Origin of the sequence: Streptomyces luteosporeus (genome assembly GCF_039532865.1) — a bacterium.
In the GTDB taxonomy this organism is placed as follows: domain Bacteria; phylum Actinomycetota; class Actinomycetes; order Streptomycetales; family Streptomycetaceae; genus Streptomyces; species Streptomyces luteosporeus.
On the sequence record NZ_BAAASL010000023.1, the window covers coordinates 24,455 to 43,961 of the forward strand.

Annotated in this window: 19 protein-coding genes; 4 read left to right on the forward strand and 15 right to left on the reverse strand. The window is 70.9% G+C overall.

Annotated elements, in window-relative coordinates; genetic code table 11:
• Positions 1 to 81: 81 nt before the first annotated feature.
• Both ABD361_RS25445 and ABD361_RS25450 read right to left on the reverse strand, forming a co-directional pair.
• Complete coding sequence (locus tag ABD361_RS25445) at positions 82 to 1,965, reverse strand: AMP-dependent synthetase/ligase (RefSeq protein ID WP_344438363.1); 1,884 nt, start codon at positions 1,963 to 1,965, stop codon at positions 82 to 84.
• A 201-nt stretch (positions 1,966 to 2,166) separates the two neighbouring features.
• Positions 2,167 to 2,811 (reverse strand): TetR/AcrR family transcriptional regulator, encoded by a 645-nt coding sequence (locus ABD361_RS25450; protein WP_344438365.1) that lies wholly within the window; start codon positions 2,809 to 2,811, stop codon positions 2,167 to 2,169.
• A 352-nt stretch (positions 2,812 to 3,163) separates the two neighbouring features.
• Here ABD361_RS25450 and ABD361_RS25455 point away from each other — a divergent pair, with 352 nt between their 5' ends.
• A complete protein-coding gene (locus ABD361_RS25455) occupies positions 3,164 to 4,198 on the forward strand; it encodes an ETX/MTX2 family pore-forming toxin (protein WP_344438367.1) in 1,035 nt (344 codons plus the stop codon).
• A 66-nt stretch (positions 4,199 to 4,264) separates the two neighbouring features.
• On the opposite strand, the gene ABD361_RS25460 is transcribed toward ABD361_RS25455, so the two are convergent.
• From ABD361_RS25460 to ABD361_RS25475, 4 genes are all read right to left on the reverse strand, one after another.
• On the reverse strand, positions 4,265 to 5,593 hold the full coding sequence (locus tag ABD361_RS25460) for a dicarboxylate/amino acid:cation symporter (RefSeq protein WP_344438369.1): 1,329 nt from the start codon (positions 5,591 to 5,593) through the stop codon (positions 4,265 to 4,267).
• 207 nt (positions 5,594 to 5,800) lie between these two features.
• Entirely contained in the window at positions 5,801 to 6,088 is a 288-nt protein-coding gene (locus tag ABD361_RS25465) for a DUF4229 domain-containing protein (RefSeq protein WP_344438371.1), read from the reverse strand.
• 80 nt (positions 6,089 to 6,168) lie between these two features.
• Positions 6,169 to 7,332 carry an aminofutalosine synthase MqnE gene (gene mqnE / locus ABD361_RS25470; protein WP_344438373.1) on the reverse strand — a complete coding sequence of 388 codons (1,164 nt, stop codon included), beginning with the start codon at positions 7,330 to 7,332 and terminating at the stop codon, positions 6,169 to 6,171.
• An 80-nt stretch (positions 7,333 to 7,412) separates the two neighbouring features.
• Complete coding sequence (locus ABD361_RS25475; RefSeq protein WP_344438375.1) at positions 7,413 to 7,868, reverse strand: Lrp/AsnC family transcriptional regulator; 456 nt, start codon at positions 7,866 to 7,868, stop codon at positions 7,413 to 7,415.
• Between the two features lie 141 nt (positions 7,869 to 8,009).
• On the opposite strand from ABD361_RS25475, the gene ABD361_RS25480 reads away from it, so the two are divergent.
• The gene (locus ABD361_RS25480; protein WP_344438516.1) at positions 8,010 to 8,141 is read left to right on the forward strand and encodes a hypothetical protein; all 132 of its coding nucleotides are present in this window, start codon (positions 8,010 to 8,012) and stop codon (positions 8,139 to 8,141) included.
• Here ABD361_RS25480 and ABD361_RS25485 read toward each other — a convergent pair.
• Positions 8,138 to 8,827 (reverse strand): UbiX family flavin prenyltransferase, encoded by a 690-nt coding sequence (locus ABD361_RS25485; RefSeq protein ID WP_344438377.1) that lies wholly within the window; start codon positions 8,825 to 8,827, stop codon positions 8,138 to 8,140. The genes ABD361_RS25480 and ABD361_RS25485 overlap by 4 nt on opposite strands.
• Before the next feature lie 175 nt (positions 8,828 to 9,002).
• Between ABD361_RS25485 and ABD361_RS25490 the strand changes: the two genes are divergently transcribed.
• Positions 9,003 to 10,136, forward strand: a complete 1,134-nt coding sequence (locus tag ABD361_RS25490; RefSeq protein ID WP_344438380.1) for a hypothetical protein — start codon at positions 9,003 to 9,005, stop codon at positions 10,134 to 10,136.
• Between the two features lie 157 nt (positions 10,137 to 10,293).
• On the opposite strand, the gene mqnP is transcribed toward ABD361_RS25490, so the two are convergent.
• Positions 10,294 to 11,196: a menaquinone biosynthesis prenyltransferase MqnP gene (mqnP, locus tag ABD361_RS25495; protein WP_344438382.1), complete on the reverse strand. Its 903-nt coding sequence runs from the start codon at positions 11,194 to 11,196 to the stop codon at positions 10,294 to 10,296.
• A gap of 79 nt (positions 11,197 to 11,275) precedes the next feature.
• Positions 11,276 to 12,727: a menaquinone biosynthesis decarboxylase gene (locus ABD361_RS25500; protein ID WP_344438385.1), complete on the reverse strand. Its 1,452-nt coding sequence runs from the start codon at positions 12,725 to 12,727 to the stop codon at positions 11,276 to 11,278.
• Between the two features lie 110 nt (positions 12,728 to 12,837).
• On the opposite strand from ABD361_RS25500, the gene ABD361_RS25505 reads away from it, so the two are divergent.
• Positions 12,838 to 13,128 carry a PLD nuclease N-terminal domain-containing protein gene (locus ABD361_RS25505; protein ID WP_344438387.1) on the forward strand — a complete coding sequence of 97 codons (291 nt, stop codon included), beginning with the start codon at positions 12,838 to 12,840 and terminating at the stop codon, positions 13,126 to 13,128.
• On the opposite strand, the gene ABD361_RS25510 is transcribed toward ABD361_RS25505, so the two are convergent.
• The 6 genes from ABD361_RS25510 to ABD361_RS25535 form a co-directional block, all read right to left on the reverse strand.
• Complete coding sequence (locus ABD361_RS25510) at positions 13,125 to 13,646, reverse strand: SRPBCC domain-containing protein (protein ID WP_344438389.1); 522 nt, start codon at positions 13,644 to 13,646, stop codon at positions 13,125 to 13,127. The genes ABD361_RS25505 and ABD361_RS25510 overlap by 4 nt on opposite strands.
• Positions 13,647 to 13,741: 95 nt before the next feature.
• Positions 13,742 to 14,824, reverse strand: a complete 1,083-nt coding sequence (gene ccsB, locus ABD361_RS25515) for a c-type cytochrome biogenesis protein CcsB (RefSeq protein WP_344438391.1) — start codon at positions 14,822 to 14,824, stop codon at positions 13,742 to 13,744.
• Positions 14,821 to 16,611 (reverse strand): cytochrome c biogenesis protein ResB, encoded by a 1,791-nt coding sequence (resB, locus tag ABD361_RS25520; protein ID WP_344438394.1) that lies wholly within the window; start codon positions 16,609 to 16,611, stop codon positions 14,821 to 14,823. The genes ccsB and resB overlap by 4 nt, the downstream gene beginning before the upstream one ends.
• A 3-nt stretch (positions 16,612 to 16,614) precedes the next feature.
• A complete protein-coding gene (locus tag ABD361_RS25525) occupies positions 16,615 to 17,319 on the reverse strand; it encodes a cytochrome c biogenesis CcdA family protein (protein WP_344438508.1) in 705 nt (234 codons plus the stop codon).
• 88 nt (positions 17,320 to 17,407) lie between these two features.
• A complete protein-coding gene (locus tag ABD361_RS25530; RefSeq protein WP_344438396.1) occupies positions 17,408 to 18,031 on the reverse strand; it encodes a TlpA family protein disulfide reductase in 624 nt (207 codons plus the stop codon).
• Between the two features lie 23 nt (positions 18,032 to 18,054).
• Positions 18,055 to 19,407, reverse strand: coding sequence for a polysaccharide deacetylase family protein (locus tag ABD361_RS25535; protein ID WP_344438398.1), 1,353 nt, complete (start codon positions 19,405 to 19,407; stop codon positions 18,055 to 18,057).
• Positions 19,408 to 19,507: the final 100 nt, after the last annotated feature.

Genomic DNA, 19,507 nt, shown 5'->3' on the forward strand with positions numbered 1-19,507 from the left:
GCTGGGGGAGGAACGGGTGGGCACAACCCGGCCCACCGGGCCGCACCACCCAACGGGTCCGGGGCGTGAGGCCCCGGGCCCTCACGCCCTGTACAGCGCCGCGATGTCGTCCGCGAAGTCCCGCGCGATAGCCCCCCGCTTCAGCTTGCGCGACGGCGTCACGTGGCCGCTGCGCTCGGAGATCTCCCCCTCCAGCACCGCGAACCGCCGGATCGACTCCGCCCGCGAGACCCCCTCGTTCGCCTCGTCCACCGCCGCCTGCACCTCGGCCAGCAGGCCCGCGTCGTGGGCCAGTTCCTCCGCCGGCACGCCGTCCAGGCCGTGCATGCGCGCCCAGTGCTCCAGCCCGTCCGGATCCAGGGTGATCAGGGCGGTGACGTACGGCCGGTCGTCGCCCACGACCACGCACTGCTCCACCAGCGCATGGACCCGCACGCGGTCCTCCAGCGGCGCGGGGGCGACGTTCTTGCCCCCGGACGTCACGATGATCTCCTTCTTGCGGCCGGTGATCGTCAGATAGCCGTCGGCGTCGAGGGAACCCAGGTCGCCGGTGGCGAACCACTGACCCGCCCCCTGCGGACCCGGCGGGACCGCCTCCTCCTTCTCCCCGTCCCAGTAGCCCGCGAAGACGTGCGGCCCGCGCAGGAGCACCTCGCCGTCGTCGGCGATGCGCACGGCGCTGCCCGGCAGCGGCCGGCCGACCGTGCCGGGGCGCGGGGCGTCCGGCGGGGTCAGGGTGCTGGCCGCGGTGGTCTCCGTCAGCCCGTAGCCCTCGACGACCTCGATGCCGGCGCCGGCGTAGAACGCGGTCAGCCGCACCCCCAGCGGGGAGCCGCCGCTGATGACGTGGCGGACCCGGCCGCCGAGCGCCCGGCGCACCCGCCGGTAGACCAGCGGGTCGTACAGCGCGCGGGCGGCGCGCAGCCGCAGGTCCGGCCCCGGACCGGTGCCGTGCTGCCGCGCGGCCAGCGCCTGGCCGTAGCGCGTCGCGACGCGCGAGGCGCGGTCGAACGCGGCGGCGCGGCCCATGCGTTCGGCCGTGGCCCGGCCGGTGTTGTAGATCTTCTCCAGCACGTAGGGGATCGCCAGCAGGAACGTGGGCCGGAAGGCGGCCAGATCGGCGCGCAGGTCGTCCGCGGCCATCGACCCGGTGTGCCCCAGCCGCACCCGGGCGCGCAGGCAGCCGACGGCGACCATGCGGCCCAGGATGTGGGACAGCGGCAGGAACAGCAGCGTCGAGGCGGGCCGGCGGCTGAGGGTGCGGAAGACGGGGTGCAGCAGCTCGGTGGCGTTGTCGACCTCGGCGAAGAAGTTGGCGTGCGTCAGGACGCAGCCCTTGGGGCGGCCGGTGGTGCCGGAGGTGTAGACGAGGGTGGCGATGTCCTCCGGGCCGCGGGTGGCGCGCCGTTCGTCGATCACGCTGTCCGGCAGCCCCCGCCCCGCGGCGATCAGCCGCTCGACCGCGCCCGCGTCGAACTGCCACACGTGGGCCAGGGCCGGCAGGTCCGGGCGGGCGGCGGCGATCAGCCGCACCTGCTCCGTGGTCTCCGCCAGAGCCGCCGCGGCCCCGGAGTCCTTCAGGATCCAGTGCACCTGCCGGGCGGAGGACGTCGGATAGACGGGCACGGTGACCAGGCCCGCCGCCCAGCCGGCGAAGTCCAGCAGCGTCCACTCGTAGCGGGTGCGGGCCATCAACGCCAGCCGGTCGCCCGGGCGCAGGCCGTGCGCGACCAGCCCCTTGGCGACCGCGCGCACCTCCGCCGCGAAGCGGGCCGAGGTGACCTCGCGCCACAGCCCGCCGGGCTCCTTGCGGCCGAGTGCGACGAAGCAGGGATCGGCCTCGGCGTTGTCGAACGGCAGGTCCCCCAGCGAACCGTGCAGGACGGGCGCCACCAGGGCCGGCGCGACCGCCTCCCGTACGACGCCGGCGACAGTGGTGGTGCGGGGTGGCACGGATGCGGACATGTGCGGCTCCTGTTCAAAGACCCACATGCGAGATCGGCCTACCCGGCGGTAGGACGTGGCCGCAAATGTACGCCCGCGCCCGAGCGCCCCACCAGACCGCGGCGCCCCCATCAGGGGCGACCTGCGGCTGCCGCCGCGCGGGCGCGACACGGCACCCCGCCTGCGGGCGCGTCGTGGCTTGTCGCGCAGTTCCCCGCGCCCCTACGGGGCGTCCTCCGGAGGAGGGGCCGTCGGCGACCAGCGCCGCCCCGACACGAGGTTCTCCAGGCCCACCCAGGCCACATCCATCAGCGTCGCCGCGGTCTCCTTCGCCGAAGGCTGCGCGCCCGTCGGCGAGTTGGCCCACCCGGCCAGCGACTCGGCGGCCCCCACCAGCGCGTGCGCGAGCCCGGACACCTCGTGGTCGGCCGGCGCCCCGGCCCGGCCCGCGTCCTCGCAGGTCGCGGCGATCAGCCGGGTGACCACGTCCACGATCTGCTGCCGCAGCTCGGCCACCACCGGCGTGAACGGCTCGCCGTGCGTACGGGCCTGGCAGCTGAGCAGCGCCCATCCGTCGGGGTGGTCGGCGGTGTGCGCGAAGAAGGCGCGCAGCCCGTTCCACAGCCGGGCGTCCGCCGGGGCGTCGGGTTCGACGGCTGCCGTGACCGCCTCCATCAGGGCGTGCGCCTCGCGCCGGATGCAGGCGCCGAAGAGCTCTTCCTTGGACTGCAGGTAGAGGTAGACCAACGGCTTGGAGACCCCGGCCAGTTCGGCGATCTCGTCCATCGAGGCGGCCCGGTAGCCGCGCCGGGCGAAGACCTCCACGGCGGCGTCGAGCATCTGCCGCTCCCGCACCTCGCGCGGCATGCGCCGCACCTTGCCCCCTGCGCGCCTGCGGCCGGCGGGCCCCGGGGCCGGCGCGGCCTGAACGGTTCGTGCGTCACTCGCGAGCGTCATGACAAAAAATCCCTCCCTCCCCCGTCACGCTACCGGCAGGTAATATCACAGGCCCGGAAAACGTCAAGGGCGTGGATCAAGCCGCGGACACCACCGCCCGGACGGCCGCGCAAGGAACGCGTCAGGGCGGGCCGCACGGCCGCATCGAAAGCATCAACACGTCCGGTCGTCACGGTTACCGGGGGTTGGCTGAGACCAACGGCTCCTGCCGACAGGCATCCCGAGCGATGCGGGCGGAGCCGCGTGATCCAGGGAGCAACCCGTGAAGAAGTCCATGCGCCCCAGGGGCCTCGCCCGCCTCGTGGCGCCGGTCGCCGCCATGGCGGCCCTCGCCGTCGCGGCGGCACCCGGCAACGCCTTCGCCGCCGGCCACGGAACCCCGCCGTACCCCGCCGACCTCGACGGTCTGCTGACCGACCTGGTGCAGTACGGCGATCCCGGCACCTGGGACGCCGAGCGGAGTTACGCGGCCACGTGGGACAACCGCCACTGGAGCTACCAGTGGGGCCGCGCCGGCATTCCCACGACCAGCCACGTCTCGGCCCGCAACGACGCCTCCGGCGTCACCTTCTCCCACCTGCAGGTCGTCCCGGACGGCGACCCGGTCACCGGCCCCGGCGCCAGCTGGTTCGTGGGCACCTCGCAACTGACCAACACCACCGACAGCCCGATGACGCTCACCAGCCAGGGCTTCAGCAAGGCGGTGACGCAGACGGTGTCGACCACCGTCACCCGGCAGTTCTCCACCTCGACCAAGGTCTCCGCGGAGGCCCGGCTCGGCGACGCCCTCAAGGGCGGCGCGGAGTTCACCGCGACGTGGACGTGGGGCGAGTCCGGCACCCGGACGACGTCGGAGGAGCAGACGTACACCGCCACGCCCCAGCAGGTCCCCGTGCCGGCCCACACCACCGCCGTCGTCCGGGTCGTGCTCCTGCAGACGAAGAGCACGGGCACGGTGCACCTCGTCGGCGACCTGGGCGGAAGCTTCACCAGATCCCTGATCCGCACGGACTGCAACAGCGGCGGCGCCTGCGCCCCGGGCCACACGGTCCGCTCGACGACGGAACCGGTGTACGACAGGGCTCTGGCCGCGGTTCCTCTGCCGCCGGGCGTCCACCTGACCGACCACCACACGGTCGCCGTCCCGGGCCTGGGCACCTACACGGCCCAGACGGGCGCCGAGTTCGAGGTGACGGTCGGCTACCGGCCCAACGGCCCCGCCCCCGCCCCGGCGGCCGCCTCCCACCCGTACGCGTACACGGTGGCCGCTCTCAAGGCCGGGGCGCCCGGCCGGTGACGCGGGCGCCACGGCGAACGCCCCCGGCTCCGCTGCGGAGCCGGGGGCGTTCGGCGATCAGGAGGCTCAGGCGGCGGCCAGGGCCGGCTGGGGCTCGGGGTCGGCGTCGAGCTTGGAGCCGTCGGCCGTGTCGTACGCCTCGCGGTCGAGGATCTTCTCCCGCGCGGCGACGATGATCGGGACGACCGACTGGCCGGCCACGTTCGTGGCGGTGCGCATCATGTCCAGGATCGGGTCGATGGCCAGCAGCAGGCCGACGCCCTGCATGGGCAGGCCCAGCGTCGACAGGGTCAGGGTCAGCATGACCGTGGCGCCGGTCAGGCCCGCGGTGGCTGCGGAGCCGATGACGGAGACGAAGGCGATCAGGACGTAGTCGCGCACGTCGAGGTGGACGCCGAAGACCTGGGCGACGAAGATCGCCGCGATGGCCGGGTAGATGGAGGCGCAGCCGTCCATCTTCGTCGTGGAGCCGAAGGGCACCGCGAAGGAGGCGTACTCCTTGGGCACGCCGAGCCGCTCGGTGACCTTCTGGGTCAGCGGCATGGTGCCGACCGAGGAGCGGGAGACGAAGGCCAGCTGGATCGCGGGCCAGGCGCCGCGGAAGAAGCGCAGCGGGTTGACCTTGGCGACGGTGGCCAGCAGTACGGGGTAGACGACGAACAGCACCAGGGCGCAGCCGACGTAGATGTCGGCGGTGAAGGTGGCGTACTTGCCGAGCAGGTCCCAGCCGTACTTGTAGATGGCCTTGCCGACGAGGCCGAGGCTGCCGAGCGGGGCGAGCCGGATGACCCACCACAGGACCTTCTGCAGCAGTTCGAGGACGGACTCGCTGAGGGTGAGCAGCGGGCGGGCCTTCTCGCCGACCTGCAGGACGGCGATGCCGACGGCCGCGGCCATGAAGACGATCTGCAGGACGTTCAGCTCGGTGAAGGGCGTGATGACGTCGGTGGGGATGATGCCGGTGAGGAAGTCGAGCCAGGAGCCCTTCTTCTTCGGGTCGCCACCGTCGGCGGCGGTCAGGCCGGTGCCGGAGCCGGGGTCGGTGAGCAGACCGATGGCGAGGCCGATGACGACCGCGATCAGCGATGTGATCATGAACCACAGCAGCGTGCGGGTGGCCAGCCGGGCCGCGTTGGAGACGTTCCGCAGATTGGTGATCGAGACCAGAATGGCGAAGAACACCAGTGGGGCGACCACGACCATCAGCAGCTGGATGAACAGGTCACCCGTCTTGGCCAGGGTGGTCTGCAGCCAGCCGATGTCGCCGCTCCGGGCGACCCAGCCGAGCAGGGCGCCCAGGACCAGGCCGAGCAGGATCTGGGCCCAGAAGGGTATGGAGGGGAAGCGGGCGGTGCGGCCGCGCGGGGTGGCGGCAGGAGACGGGGACGTGGACATGCCGGTCACCCTAACACTCATGCTTTGAGCATCCCAAAGGTTGACTTTGGGAAGCGCGCATGCAAAAAGCGCCCCGGAACGCGCCTGCGCCCCGCCGTGGAGCGGTGCTTCCACAGCGGGGCGCAGGGCGCGAGCGGGACGCAATGTGAGGAGAGTTACACGAAAAGGGCGATTTGCCCCTCTCGTCGGCTCAGGCCGCTCGGTGCCTCAGGCCTGGTCCTCCTGGCCGGCGTTGGCGGCCATCTTCGCCTTCGCCCGGTCGACGCGGTCCACGATCTGCTCCGACATCGCGTCGCGCTGCTTGCGCAGCAGCACCAGGCTCAGCGGCGCCGAGATGATCAGGGCGAGCAGCAGCATCCAGAAGATGTTGGAACCGCCGATCCCGAGCGGCACGAGGCGGACGTAGCACAGCACCCACACGACGGCGAAGCATGCGACGAGCAGGCCGATACGCAGGGCGGTGTAACGGAGCGAGGCGTATTTCTGGCTACTCACGGGCGGGACCTTCTTCTCCAGCACTTCTCACGGACGGCCCGACGGGCCGCATCCAGTCAAACACGCCCCCCGCGCACCGGTCACGCACGCATCGGCTGCGGCGTCTCGCGCAGCGAGGCGTCGGGGCCGGGGTACTCGCGGATGACCTCGTAGCGCGTGTTGCGCTCGACCGGGCGGAAGCCGGCCTCGCGGATCAGCTCCAGCAGGTCGTCGCGCGTGAGCTTGTTGGGCGTGCCGTAGTTGTCGGCGTCGTGCGTGATCTTGTACTCGACGACCGAGCCGTCCATGTCGTCCGCGCCGTGCTGCAGGGCGAGCTGGGCGGTCTGCACGCCGTGCATGACCCAGAAGACCTTCACGTGCGGGACGTTGTCGAACAGCAGCCGGGAGACGGCGAACGTCTTCAGCGCCTCGGCGCCCGTGGCCATGCTGGTGCGGGCCTGCAGGGTGTTGCGGACCTTGCCGTCCTTCATGTCCACGAAGTCGTGCTGGTAGCGCAGCGGGATGAAGACCTGGAAGCCGCCGGTCTCGTCCTGCAGTTCACGCAGCCGCAGCACGTGGTCCACGCGGTGGCGCGGCTCCTCGATGTGCCCGTAGAGCATGGTGCAGGGGGTCTTCAGGCCCTTGGAGTGCGCCAGGCGGTGGATGCGCGACCAGTCCTCCCAGTGGGTCTCGTGGTCGACGATGTGCTGGCGCACCTCCCAGTCGAAGATCTCCGCGCCGCCGCCGGTCAGCGACTCCAGGCCGGCGTCGATCAGCTCGTCGAGGATGTCGGAGGCGGACAGGCCGGAGATCTTCTCGAAGTGGTGGATCTCGGTGGCGGTGAACGCCTTGAGGGAGACCTCCGGCAGCGCCTTCTTCAGCTCGCGCAGCGAGCGGGGGTAGTAGCGCCAGGGCAGCGCGGGGTGCAGGCCGTTGACGATGTGCAGCTCGGTGAGGTTCTCGTTCTCCATGGCCTTGGCCAGGCGCACGGCCTCCTCGATGCGCATCGTGTACGCGTCCTTCTCGCCCGGCTTGCGCTGGAACGAGCAGTACGCGCACGAGGCCGTGCACACGTTGGTCATGTTCAGGTGCCGGTTGACGTTGAAGTGGACGACGTCGCCGTTCTTCTTCGTCCGGACGTGGTGGGCGAGTCCGCCGAGCCAGGCGAGGTCGTCGGACTCGTAGAGGGCGATGCCGTCCTCGCGGGTCAGCCGCTCACCGGCGAAGACCTTTTCCTCGAGCTCGCGCTTGAGCCCAGCGTCCATGCGTCCGCCTCTTTCGCTACATCCGGCAAGGTTCGGTCCGGTTGTCCCCTCGCAACCGGACCGAGCCTACTCCCCCGCCCTCAGACGTCCTCGGGCAGCTCTCCCACCCGGTTCTCCCACTTGGTCGACAGCACGATGGTGGTACGGGTGCGGGCCACGCCCTTGGTGCCGGACAGGCGGCGGATGGTGCGCTCCAGCCCGTCCACGTCGCCGACGCGGACCTTGAGCATGTAGGAGTCGTCGCCGGCGATGAACCAGCAGTCCTCGATCTCCTCCAGGTCGCGCAGCCGGCGCGCCACGTCCTCGTGGTCGGCGGCGTCGGAGAGCTGGATGCCGATCAGGGCGGTGACGCCCAGGCCCAGCGAGGCGGCGTTGACGGTCGCCCGGTAGCCGGTGATGACACCGGCCGCCTCCAGGCGGTTGATCCGGTCCGTGACGCTCGGCCCGGACAGGCCGACCAGCCTGCCCAGTTCGGCGTACGAGGCCCGGCCGTTCTCCCGCAGCGCCTGGATGAGCTGCCTGTCCACCGCGTCCATAGCCTGGAACCTTTCAAATAATCAGCGATCTCGCCGGTTTACGTGTAGAATCTAAGGCGTACGGGGCGCGACACCCCGTAAATCTTTCACCAGATCAGCGAATCAACGACGATCCTTCGATCTCTCAGGAGTGAAGCACCCGTGTACTCGATCGAGATGGCCTACGCCCGTATGCGCGAGCTGCAGGACCTGGCCAACCGCTCGCGTGCCCACCAGTCCGCCGCTCCCCGCCGCGCCTCCAAGCTCCGCCTGGCGCGCGACAAGAAGCGCTAACCGCTCTCGCGAGCACCGCTCGCACCACCGAGCTCTCCTTCCCAACGGCGGTACAGCCGGTGCGGCACCCCTGCCGCGTCCAGCACCCGCCCGGCGACGAAGTCCACCAGATCCTGGATGTGCGTCGCCCCCGCATAGAACGCCGGCGAAGCGGGCAGCACCACGGCTCCCGCGTCGTCGAGCGCCACGAGCTGGCGCAGCGTCTGACCGCTCAGCGGCGTCTCCCGCACCGCGACGATCAACGGCCGGCGCTCCTTGAGCGTCACGCTCGCCACCCGCTGCAGCAGGTCCTTCGACAGTCCCAGCGCCACCCCGGCCACACAGGCGGTGCTCGCGGGCACGATCAGCATCCCCCGCACGGGGTACGACCCGGACGAGGGACCCGCGGCCAGATCACCGGCCGCCCAGTACCGCACGTCCGAGACGTCCGCGTCGAAGGCGTGCGGTTTGCCGTCCGCCCCCAGAGCCAGCCAGCTGCGCAGGTCCTCCTGCCAGTGCGCGTCCCGGAAGCGGATCCCGGTCTCGTCCAGCAGCGTCAACCGCGCGGCCCGGCTGACCACGAGGTCCACGGCCTGCCCCGCCGCCAGCAGCCCCCGCACGACGGCCGCGGCGTACGGCGTCCCGGACGCACCGGAGACACCCACGACCCAGGGCCGGCGCTGCGCTGTGTGTTCGTACGGCTCCACGCCCCGAGCCTATCCGGCGCCTCCCGCTGCGGGCCTGACCAGGCGGTCCGCCCGGGGATCGGTGACGGAAGGGGGCCTGTGCGAAGGGTCAGTTGGCCCCTGTCAGGATGTCGTAAAAGAGCTTTGACATGATCGATCGTTTTGCACTTTAGTTATCTTTTGCCAAGTTCCGTCAATGGGGGAGCGCACCATCCACACCACGCGAAAAGCTCTGGCCGCCGCCGGCGTCGTGGCGATCATCGCCGCGGGTTCCACGGCCTGCGACCCGAGCAACAGCCTCAGCACGGCCGCCAAGGTCAAGCAGGCCTTCGACAAGCTCGGCAAGCAGAAGTCGCTCTCCCTGGAGATCGGATTCGACGCCAATGCCGACCAGATCTTCAAGGCCATGCAGGGCCAGGACGACTTCACCCGTGACGACGCCGCGATGCTCGCCAAGCTGAAGCTCGACTACTCCTTCGGCTCCGACACGGCCCTGAAGGACGCCAAGGCGGACGACAAGAGCTTCAAGTACGGCATGCAGCTCGGCGAGGGCGGCGGCAAGCCGGTCCTGGAGGCCCGCCAGCTCGGCGACAAGAGCTACTTCCGCGTCGACCTCAAGGCCGTCATGGCCTTCGCCGAGAAGCACGGCAAGAAGCCCGGCTCGGGCGACGCCGAGAGCCGGACGATGGAGAAGCTGATCCGGCAGGCCGACCAGCTCCCCGATTCCCTGGGCGGCGCCAAGAACGCCCTCAAGGGCGAGTGGGTCAGCCTCGACAAGGCGACTTTCGAGGAATTCGCCAAGTCGATGGACAAGTCCGGCAGCGGAAAGAGCACGCAGCCCGACCCCGAGACCCAGAAGAAGGTCTACGAGGTCCTGCAGCGCGCCCTGGTCGACAACGCCGAGGTCAAGGACGCGGGCAAGAAGAACGGCGTCGAGCACGTCACCGCCACCGTCCCGGCGAACAAGGTCGCCAAGGACTTCGCCGAGGGCCTCAAGCCCCTCAAGGACAAGCTCGGCGACAAGGCCCCGTCGCTGGACAAGCTCAACAAGGACCTGGACGAGCTCGACAAGAAGAAGGACAAGAACCTCGTCTTCGACCTGTCGATCAAGGACGGCATGCTGGCCGGCCTGAGCCTGGACGCCGCCCAGTTCAACGACGACGCCAAGGCCGAGGACAAGCTCCAGGGCCCGCTGCCGATCGCCATCACCTTCAAGAACGGCGCCGCCGCTCTCACCGCCCCCGCCGGGGCCAAGGAGCTCAAGCCGCAGGACCTGATGGGCGCCGCCATGTTCGCCATGGGCGCCGGCAAGGACGGCAAGGACGTCTGACGTCCCCGTCGCGACACGGCGAGAGGGCGGCACCCCTGCGGGGGTGCCGCCCTCTCGCCGTCAACCCCGCGAATGCGGGGACCACATCACCGTCAACGGCTTCATCGGGATGGCGCTGGGAACATCCCCGCATGCGCGGGGCCAGGCGGTGGATCGGCTACCACCCGAGACCACGGTAGACGAGGTCCAGCAAGGCGAAGCCGAAAAGGCAGATCCCGATGAAACCGTTCACCGTGAAGAAGGCCCGGTTCAGCCGGGACAGATCGCGCGGGGTGACGATGGAGTGCTCGTAGACGAACGCCGCGGCCACCACCAGCAGGCCCGTCCAGAAGAACGCCCCCGCGTGCGTCAGCAGCGCGTACCAGACCAGCAGGGCCGTCGTGACGACGTGGCACACGCGGGCGCCGTACAGGGCCGCGGGGATGCCGAAGCGGGCCGGGGTGGACTTCACCCCGTGCGCACGGTCCGCCGCCACGTCCTGGCAGGCGAAGATCAGGTCGAAGCCGCCGATCCACACGCCCACCGCCAGGCCCAGCACCACCGCGTCCCACGACCAGGAGCCCGTCACCGCCAGCCACGCGCCGACCGGGCCCATGGCCTGGGCCAGGCCCAGGATCGCGTGCGGGAAGTCGGTGAAGCGCTTGCCGTACGGGTAGACCACCATCGGGACCACCGCGATGGGCGCCAGCGCCAGGCACAGGGGGTTGAGCAGGGCGGCCGCGCCCAGGAAGAAGACGACGGCCACCAGCGCGCCCGTCCACGCCGAGCGCACCGAGACCGCGCCGGTGACCAGCTCGCGGCCGGCGGTGCGGGGGTTACGGGCGTCGATCTCGCGGTCGATGATGCGGTTGCAGGCCATCGCGAAGGTGCGCAGGCCCACCATGGCGATCGTCACCAGCAGCAGGCGCCACCAGCCGATGTGACCGTTCTTGAAGTACATCGCCGTCAGCGACGCTATGTAGGCGAAGGGCAGCGCGAAGACCGAGTGCTCGATCATCACCAGGCGCAGGAAGGCCCGCGTGCGCCCGGGCTGCGGTACGGCGGCGGCAGCGGAACTCACAGTCCGTACTCCGGTTCACCCCCGCGGAAGCGGGGAAACCCCGGCTTCGCGCTGCCGTATCCCATGTTGACGGCCTGTGTCACAGCCCGTACTCCTTCCAGCGCCGAGTCACTCGATCGGACGTTTCCGGATCCGACTCCACCATGTGCGGCCAGCCGCCGTCACGCGTGTAGCCCTCCTCGGGCCACTTGGCGGTCGCGTCGATGCCCGCCTTGCCGCCCCAGAACTGCTGGTACGAGGCGTGGTCGAGGTGGTCGACCGGGCCCTCGACGACGGTCAGGTCGCGGGCGTAGTCGGTGTTGCCCAGCGCCCGCCAGGCCACCTCGTGCAGGTCGTGGACGTCGCAGTCGGCGTCGACGACCACGATCAGCTTGGTCAGCGACATCATGTGCGCGCCCCAGATGGCGTGCATGACCTTCTGCGCGTGCTTGGGGTACTTCTTGTCGATCGAGACGATCGCGCAGTTGTGGAAGCCGCCGGCCTCGGGCAGGTGGTAGTCCACGATGTCCGGGATGATGATCTTCAGCAGGGGCAGGAAGAACCGCTCGGTGGCCCGGCCCAGCGGGCCGTCCTCCGTCGGCGGCCGGCCCACGACGATGGACTGCAGCAGCGGCCGGCGCCGCATCGTCACGCAGTCGATCGTCAGCGCCGGGAAGTCCTCCTGCGGCGTGTAGAAGCCGGTGTGGTCGCCGAAGGGCCCCTCCGGCAGCATCTTCCCGGGCTCCAGCCAGCCCTCCAGGACGACCTCGGCGTTGGCCGGCACCTGCAGCGGCACCGTCTTGCAGTCGACCATGTCGATGCGCTTGCCCTGGACGAAGCCGGCGAAGAGGTACTCGTCGATGTCGCCGGGCAGCGGCGCCGTCGAGGCGTACGTCACCGCCGGCGGGCAGCCGAAGGCGATGGCGACCGGCAGCCGCTCGCCCCGCTTGGCCGCGACCTGGTAGTGGTTGCGGCTGTCCTTGTGGATCTGCCAGTGCATGCCGATGGTGCGCTTGTCGTGCCGCTGCAGGCGGTACAGGCCGAGGTTGCGCACCCCGGTCTCGGGGTGCTTGGTGTGCGTCAGGCCCAGGTTGAAGAAGGACCCGCCGTCCTCGGGCCAGGTGAACAGCGCCGGCAGCTGCTCCAGGTCGACGTCGTCGCCGGTGAGGACGACCTCCTGGACGGGGGCGTCCTTGATCTTGCGCGGCGGCACGTGGGCCATCGCGCCCAGCTTGCCGAACGCCTCGCGCACCCCGGTGAAGCCGTGCGGCAGCTCCGGCTTGAGCAGACCGCCGATCTTCTCGCCGATCTCGTCGTACGAGCGCAGGCCGAGGGACTTCAGCAGGCGCCGGTCGGTGCCGAAGACGTTCATCGCGAGCGGCATCGAGGCGCCCTTGACGTTCTCGAAGAGCAGCGCCGGCCCGCCGGACTTGTTCACTCTGTCGACGATCTCCCCGATTTCCAGGTACGGGTCGACTTCGGCCGTGATGCGCTTGAGATCGCCGTCGCGCTCCAGGGCCCGCAGGAAGGAGCGAAGATCGTCGTAAGCCATGCGTTCCAGTATCGAGCACGCACTAGGCTGGAGCGGTCACGGGGCCGCTCCGGCGGCCCGCGCACGCCGTTCCCGCGCCGTGTCCACGCCGTATTCCGGGGGGCTTCCCGATGCTGAGGTATCTGCCGTTCCTGCTGGTACTGGCGTTGTGGATCTACGCGTTCATCGACTGCCTCAACACGCCGGAGGACGAGGTCCGCAACCTGCCGAAGATGGCCTGGGTGCTGATCATCCTGCTGTTCGGCGAGGTGCTGCTCGGCCCGGTGGCCTGGCTGATCGCCGGCCGCCCGCGCGCCGCGCGGCGTCCCGCGGCCGGCGGCGGCCGCTGGGTGGCGCCCGACGACAACCCTGAGTTCCTGCGCTCGCTCAAGCGCGACGAGGACGAGGGCCCGCAGCGCTAACCGTGCCCCCGGCGGTACTCCTCCCGCAGCTGCCGCCACCGCTCCGTCGTCCACGCCGACCAGTCCGCCGGGTTCCCGCCGAGGGCCTGCAGCAGGTACTCGAAGTGGTGGTGCCAGCCCGCGAGGCAGTCCAGCCGCACGTCCTCGGTGCCGGTCATCTCGTTGGTGAAGTGCAGCAGCGTGCCGCCGACCCCGAGCGGCCCCGGCTCCAGCTCGAAGCGGATCCGTCCGTGGATCTCCACGGTGTACTCCGCCACCCGCTTCGGCTGCCACGCCGTCACCCGCCCGGGCGCGACGGTGGCGTTCCCCTGCGCGTCGGTGTTCTGCCACCGCAGGGTGATCGCCCCGCCCTCGCGCTGCTCGAACGGCTCGGCGACCGCGAGCCACGCCGGCAGCCCCTCGGGCGTGGCGATCGCGTCCCACACCTCGTCGACGGGGTACGGGATGGACAGCTCGTAGCGCAGCGTGTGGATGTCGCCCTGGGACTCGGCCGCGCCGTAGGGGGAGGGGATCTCCATGGGTCCACCTCTAGCACGCCCGGTGGCGCGGCGCGCGCGCAAAGGCCCGCTTCCCCCGTTCGGGGCAAGCGGGCCTTGGTACGTCCGCCCTGCGGTCAGACGCCCGCGTACGAGTGCTTGCCGCTCAGCAGGATGTTCACGCCGTAGTAGTTGAACAGGTAGCAGGAGAAGGCCAGCAGGCCCAGGATCGCGGCCTTGCGGCCCTTCCAGCCGGCCGTGGCGCGGGCGTGGAGGTAGCAGGCGTAGGCGACCCAGGTGATGAAGGACCAGACCTCCTTGGGGTCCCAGCCCCAGTAGCGGCCCCAGGCGGCCTCGGCCCAGATCGCGCCCGCGATGATCGTGAACGTCCACAGCGGGAAGACGGTGGCGTTGATGCGGTAGGCAAACTTGTCGAGCGTCGCCGCCGAGGGCAGCCGCGAGAGGACGTTGTCGATCTTCCGCAGGGGGCGGTCCTCCGCGAGCCGGGCCTCGTAGCCGTCGCGGAAGAGGTAGAAGAACGTCGAGACCGCACCCACGTACAGCGCCGCGCCGGAGAGGATGGCGCAGGAGACGTGGATCCACAGCCAGTACGAGTGCAGGGCGGGCACCAGCTGGTCGCTGGCGGTGTACAGCACCGAGACGGCCAGGCCCAAATCCAGCAGGACCGTCGTGACCAGCGGCAGGCCCAGCCAGCGGATGTTCTTCTTCGCCAGCAGCAGCGCGAGGTAGACGGCGACCGCGACCATCGCGAACGTCGTCGAGAACTCGTACATGTTGCCCCACGGCGCCCGCTGCACCGACAGCGCGCGGGTGAGCACGCCACCGGCGTGCAGCGCCCACGCGAGCACCGTCAGCGAGATGGCCATGCGGCCGTACAGGTCGCCCTTCTCGCTGGTGCCGGCCGCGCCCGGGCCGTCGGGCACGTCCCGGCTGCCGGGGGCCGACCGGGTGACGACCTTGGGCCGCTCCAGGACGGCGGTGCCGCCGCCGGCCTGCTGGACCGTCACGCTCACCGCGGGAGCCGCGGCCGCCGCCTCGGTGGTGATCGCCGCCGCGGTGCGCCCGACGGCGCTGCGGCTGCCGAAGACCCACTCGGCGATGTGGGCGAGGAAGGCGAGGGTGTAGACGGCCATGGCCGAATAGACCAGCCAGTTGCTGATGTGGGCCAGGTTCTCGTTGGTTGCAGCCGCGAGGGTCACGCGCGCGCTCCTTCGGACGGTTCGGCTGTGTCGGCTGGGGTGCCCGGTTCGGGGGCGACAGGCGGCGCGTCGGGCTGCAGGCCGGCGGCCAGCGCGGCGAGCTCCTCGGGCAGCCGGGCGGACTCGCTGCGGGCCAGGCCCGCCAGCTCCACGACCGTACGCCCGTCCTCGCCGGCGAGGGCCCGCACCCACACGCGGCGGCGCTGGACGAACAGCGAGCCGGCCAGGCCCACCAGGGCGCCGACCGCGCCGGCCAGCGCCAGGCCGTTGCCGGGCTTCTGGGAGACCTGGAAGGTCGCCCACTGCCTGATGCCGTCGAAGTGCAGCGTGCCCGCCCCGTCCGGCAGCGTCATGGTGTCGCCGACCTTGAGGATCTGCGCGAACTTCGAGCCGTCGGGGTCGGTGAACTGCTTCATCCTGGAGTCGTCGAGCTGGTAGACGCTCTGCGGCACGCCCGAGTCCAGGCCCAGGTTGCCCCGGTAGGCGGTCAGCACCAGGCGCGGATTGTCCAGCGCCGGGAACTGGGAGAGCATCGTGCCGGCCCGCAGGTCGAGCGTGGGCACGAAGTTGCCCTTGAAGCCGAGGTCGGACTCCTTGCCGTCCTTGTCCCGGTAGTCGGGCACCTTCAGCACGGACGTCTCGGTGACGTTGCTGTCCAGCGGCAGCGAGGGCATCGGGCCGCGGAAGGCCACGTCGCCCTTGCCGTCGCGCACGGTGACCATCGGCGCGTAGCCGTGGCCGATCAGGTAGACCTTCGAGCCGGCCGTCTCCAGCGGCTCGTTGACCTTGACCGTGGTCTTCCGGGGCGTGCCGTCGGGCCCGTCCCAGTACGTGATGTGGGCGGCGTAGTCGCGCGGGGTGCCCTTCTGCGGGCCGGTGCGCTCGTAGGACCCGGAGAAGCTGTCGAGCCGGAACCCGAACGGATCGAGGTCGTCGGCGCTGAACAGCGAGCCGGACTTGAAGTCGTCGTACTGCGTGAGCGTGTTCGAGAAGCCGTCGCCCTCGACGACCAGCTTGCCGCCCTCGGACTTGAACAGCTGCCCGGAGGCGAAGGCCACCAGCATCACGATCAGCGAGACGTGGAAGAGAAGGTTGCCCGCCTCGCGCAGGTAGCCCTTCTCCGCGCCCACGGAGTCCGCGGCGCGCTCGACGCGGAAGCGGCGCCGGCGCAGCAGCCGCTCGGCGGCCGCCAGCACCTGCTCCGGCTCGGCGGAGGTGTGCCAGGTGGCGTGCGCGGGCATGCGCGTCAGCCGGCGCGGCGCGCCCGGCGGGCGGCTGCGCAGCTGGCCGACGAACTGCCAGGTGCGCGGGACGATGCAGCCGATCAGGGAGACGAACAGCAGGATGTAGATCGCGGAGAACCACACCGAGCTGTAGACGTGGAAGAGCCCGAGCTTGTCGTAGATCGGCGCGAGTGTTTCGTGCTTGCCGCGCCACTGCTCGACCTTGAGCTCGTCGACGCCGGTCTGCGGCACGAGGGAGCCGGGGACGGTGGCCAGGGAGAGCAGGAACAGCAGGATCAGCGCGACCCGCATGGAGGTCAGCTGCCGCCAGCACCAGCGCACCCAGCCCAGCGCCTCGCGCCCGGCCCAGGCCAGCGCGCCGAGCGCGCCGGGCCGGCGGACGCCGCCGAAGGAGCCGGGTACGGCGCGGCCGCCCTCGGCGTCGTCGTCGACGGGCGCCGTGGACAGCGCGGCGGCCGCGCTGTCCTCGGTGTCCGTCGCGTCAGGGGCGTGCGAGGCGTCCGGGCCGGTGTCGGTGCCGGCGGGGCCGTTCGTCTTGGCCATCGATCAGATCCCAGGGGTGAAGGTGCTCGACCACGTCTGCAGCTCGCCGACCATGCTGTCCCACACCCCGGTGACCAGGAGCACGCCGACGACGACGAGCATCCCGCCGCCGGCCCGCATGACCCACGCGTAGTGCCGCTTGACCCACCCGAACGCGCCCAGCGCGCGCCGGAAGGCGACCGCGGTCACGACGAAGGGCAGGCCCAGGCCCAGGCAGTAGGCGACGGTCAGCAGCGCGCCCCGGCCGGCGCTGGCCTGGTTGAAGGACAGCGACTGCACGGCGGCGAGCGTCGGCCCGATGCAGGGCGTCCAGCCGAGCCCGAAGAGCACTCCGAGCACGGGCGCGCCGGCCAGGCCGAGCGCCGGCTTGGTGTGGAAGCGGAACTCTCGCTGCCCGAAGAAGCCGAGCGCGCCCATGAAGGCCAGGCCGAGCACGATCGTCAGGGCGCCGAGCACCATGGAGATCGTCCCCTTGTACTCCTGCAGCGTCCGGCCGAAGTAGCCGAAGAACGCGCCGGCGGAGACGAAGACGGCGGAGAAGCCGGCCACGAAGAGGGAGGAGCCGGCCACCATCCGGCCGCGCCGGGCCTCGGCCAGGTCGGCGCCGCTGACGCCGGTGACGTAGGAGAGGTAGCCGGGCACCAGCGGCAGCACGCACGGCGAGAAGAAGGAGATGAGTCCGCCGAGCACGGCCACGGGCAGCGCCATCAGCAGCGCGCCGGACAGGACGGTCTGGTTGGTGTCGGTCACGGCGGCGAGCACGTGCGCGGCGGCGGGGGACCCGGTGATCACGGGGTCACTTCTCCGCTACCAGGGGGGCGAGCGTCTGGCGCAGCTCGTCCTCGCTCAGGGCCTTCATGGCGCGGGCGGCGATCTTGCCGTCGCGGTCGATGAAGACGGTCGAGGGGATCGACTGCGGGTTCAGGCTGCCCTTGGGGAAGCGCAGCAGCAGCTTGCCGGAGGAGTCGTACAGGCTCGGGTAGGGAACCTTGAACTCCTTCTCGAAGGCGATCGCGGGCGCCGGGTCGGGGTCGCGCGTGTCGAGCCCGACGAACTGTACGCCCTTGTCCTTGAAGTCGTTCGCGACGGCGACGAGGTTCTTGGCCTCGGCCCGGCAGGGCGCGCACCACGAGCCCCACACGTTAAGGACGACGATCTTGCCCTTGTACTCCTTGGCGACGTCGAGGTCCTTGTCGTCGAGCGTTTTGCCGGACAGCTCGGGCGCCGCCTGCCGGCCGCTGCGCTCCTTGACGACGTCCACGCCGCCCGTGCCCTGCACGAACTGCGTCTGCCCCCCGCCTCCCGCGGAGTCGTGGGAGCCGCAGGCGCTGAGCATCAGCGCCGCGAGGGCCGCGCCGATCGCCGGCACGGTGGTACGACGGCGTGGAAGTGGGCGTCGAAGGGCGCGGCAGGCACTCATGTGAAAAGTTTCGCATGGGCAGTTTAGGGATCTTCCGCACCCCCCTCGGTCTCGTCGGAGGACTCCCGCTCCCAGCCGGCCGGCGGCTCCTTCTCCCGTTCCCGCTCGGGCGTGGCCTGCGGCCGGGGCCTCGGGCGGCCCCCGGCAGCGGCCGCCTTGCCGTGCCACTTCTCCCCCACGTCCAGCGACCGCAGGTACGCGAGGACCTCCGGCTTCTGCACGTCCAGCCAGTCCACGAACTGCCGGAAGGACACCAGCCGCACGTCGCGCCGCTTGTCGTCGGCGATGTACTTCAGCGCCTCCTCCACGGCGTCCATGTAGATCCCGCCGTTCCAGTCCTCGAAGTGGTTGCCCACGAAGAACGGCGCCCGGTTCGTCTCGTACGCCCGGTCGAACCCGGCGATGTAGGACTCGGTGGCCTGCCGGCGCCAGGAGGGGTAGTGGTCGGGCACGCCGCGGGTGGTGTTCTTCGACTGGTTGGCGAGGATGTTGTAGTCCATCGACAACACCTCGAAGGAGTGACCCGGGAAGGGCATCTGCTGCAGCGGCAGGTCCCACAGCCCGTGCTTCTTGCGCGGCCAGACCTGCTCGCCGCCCGAGGAGCTCGCGTCGTAGCGCCAGCCCAGCCGCGCCGCCGTCGGCAGCAGGCCCTCCTGGTTCAGCAGGCACGGCGTCCGGCCGCCGATCAGCTCCTTGCGGTAGTCGAAGGGCAGCGGCTCCAGGTCGGTGAAGCCGGTGTGGGTGCGCCACTGGGTGACGAAGGAGACGGCCTGGTCGATCTCCGAGGCCCAGTCCTCCGGCGTCCAGCGGGCCACCGAACCGTGCCCGGTGCAGAAGTGCCCGTTGAAGTGCGTGCCGACCTCGTGCCCCTCCAGCCAGGCCGCCCGCAGGTTCTTCAGCGTCGCCCTGATGTGGTCGTCGGACAGGTAGCCGATGTCGGAGGCGCCGACCGGGTTGTTCGGCGGCTCGTACAGCCGCTTGCGCGACTCCGGCAGCAGGTAGATGCCCGAGAGGAAGAACGTCATCTTCACGCCGTGGTCCCGGGCGAGCTTGCGGAAGCGCGGGAAGAGGCCGTTGCCGACCTCGCCGGCGCCGTCCCACGAGAAGATCACGAACTGCGGCGGCTTCTCCCCCGGCTCCAGCGGCACCGGCTTCGGCGGCTGCTCCGGCTGCGTGCCGGTGTCCGCCGTCGAGCCGTCCCCGATCAGCCGGGCCTTCGCCTTGGCCTCGTGACCGCGCTGCCGCGGCCCCGGACCGGTGGTCACCACCTCGTCGTCCGGTGCGGACTGCGAACAGCCCGCGACCCCGCCGAGCACCGCGGCCGCACCTGCTCCCATCCCCATGCCGAGCAGGCCCCGGCGGCTGATGTCGCGCATGTCGGCTCCGTCCGGTTGCGCCCCCATACCATACGCCGTCCATATAAATGGACATTGAGTATGAGGGCGCGCCGGATTACGACGGTTGCGCAGTTATCGA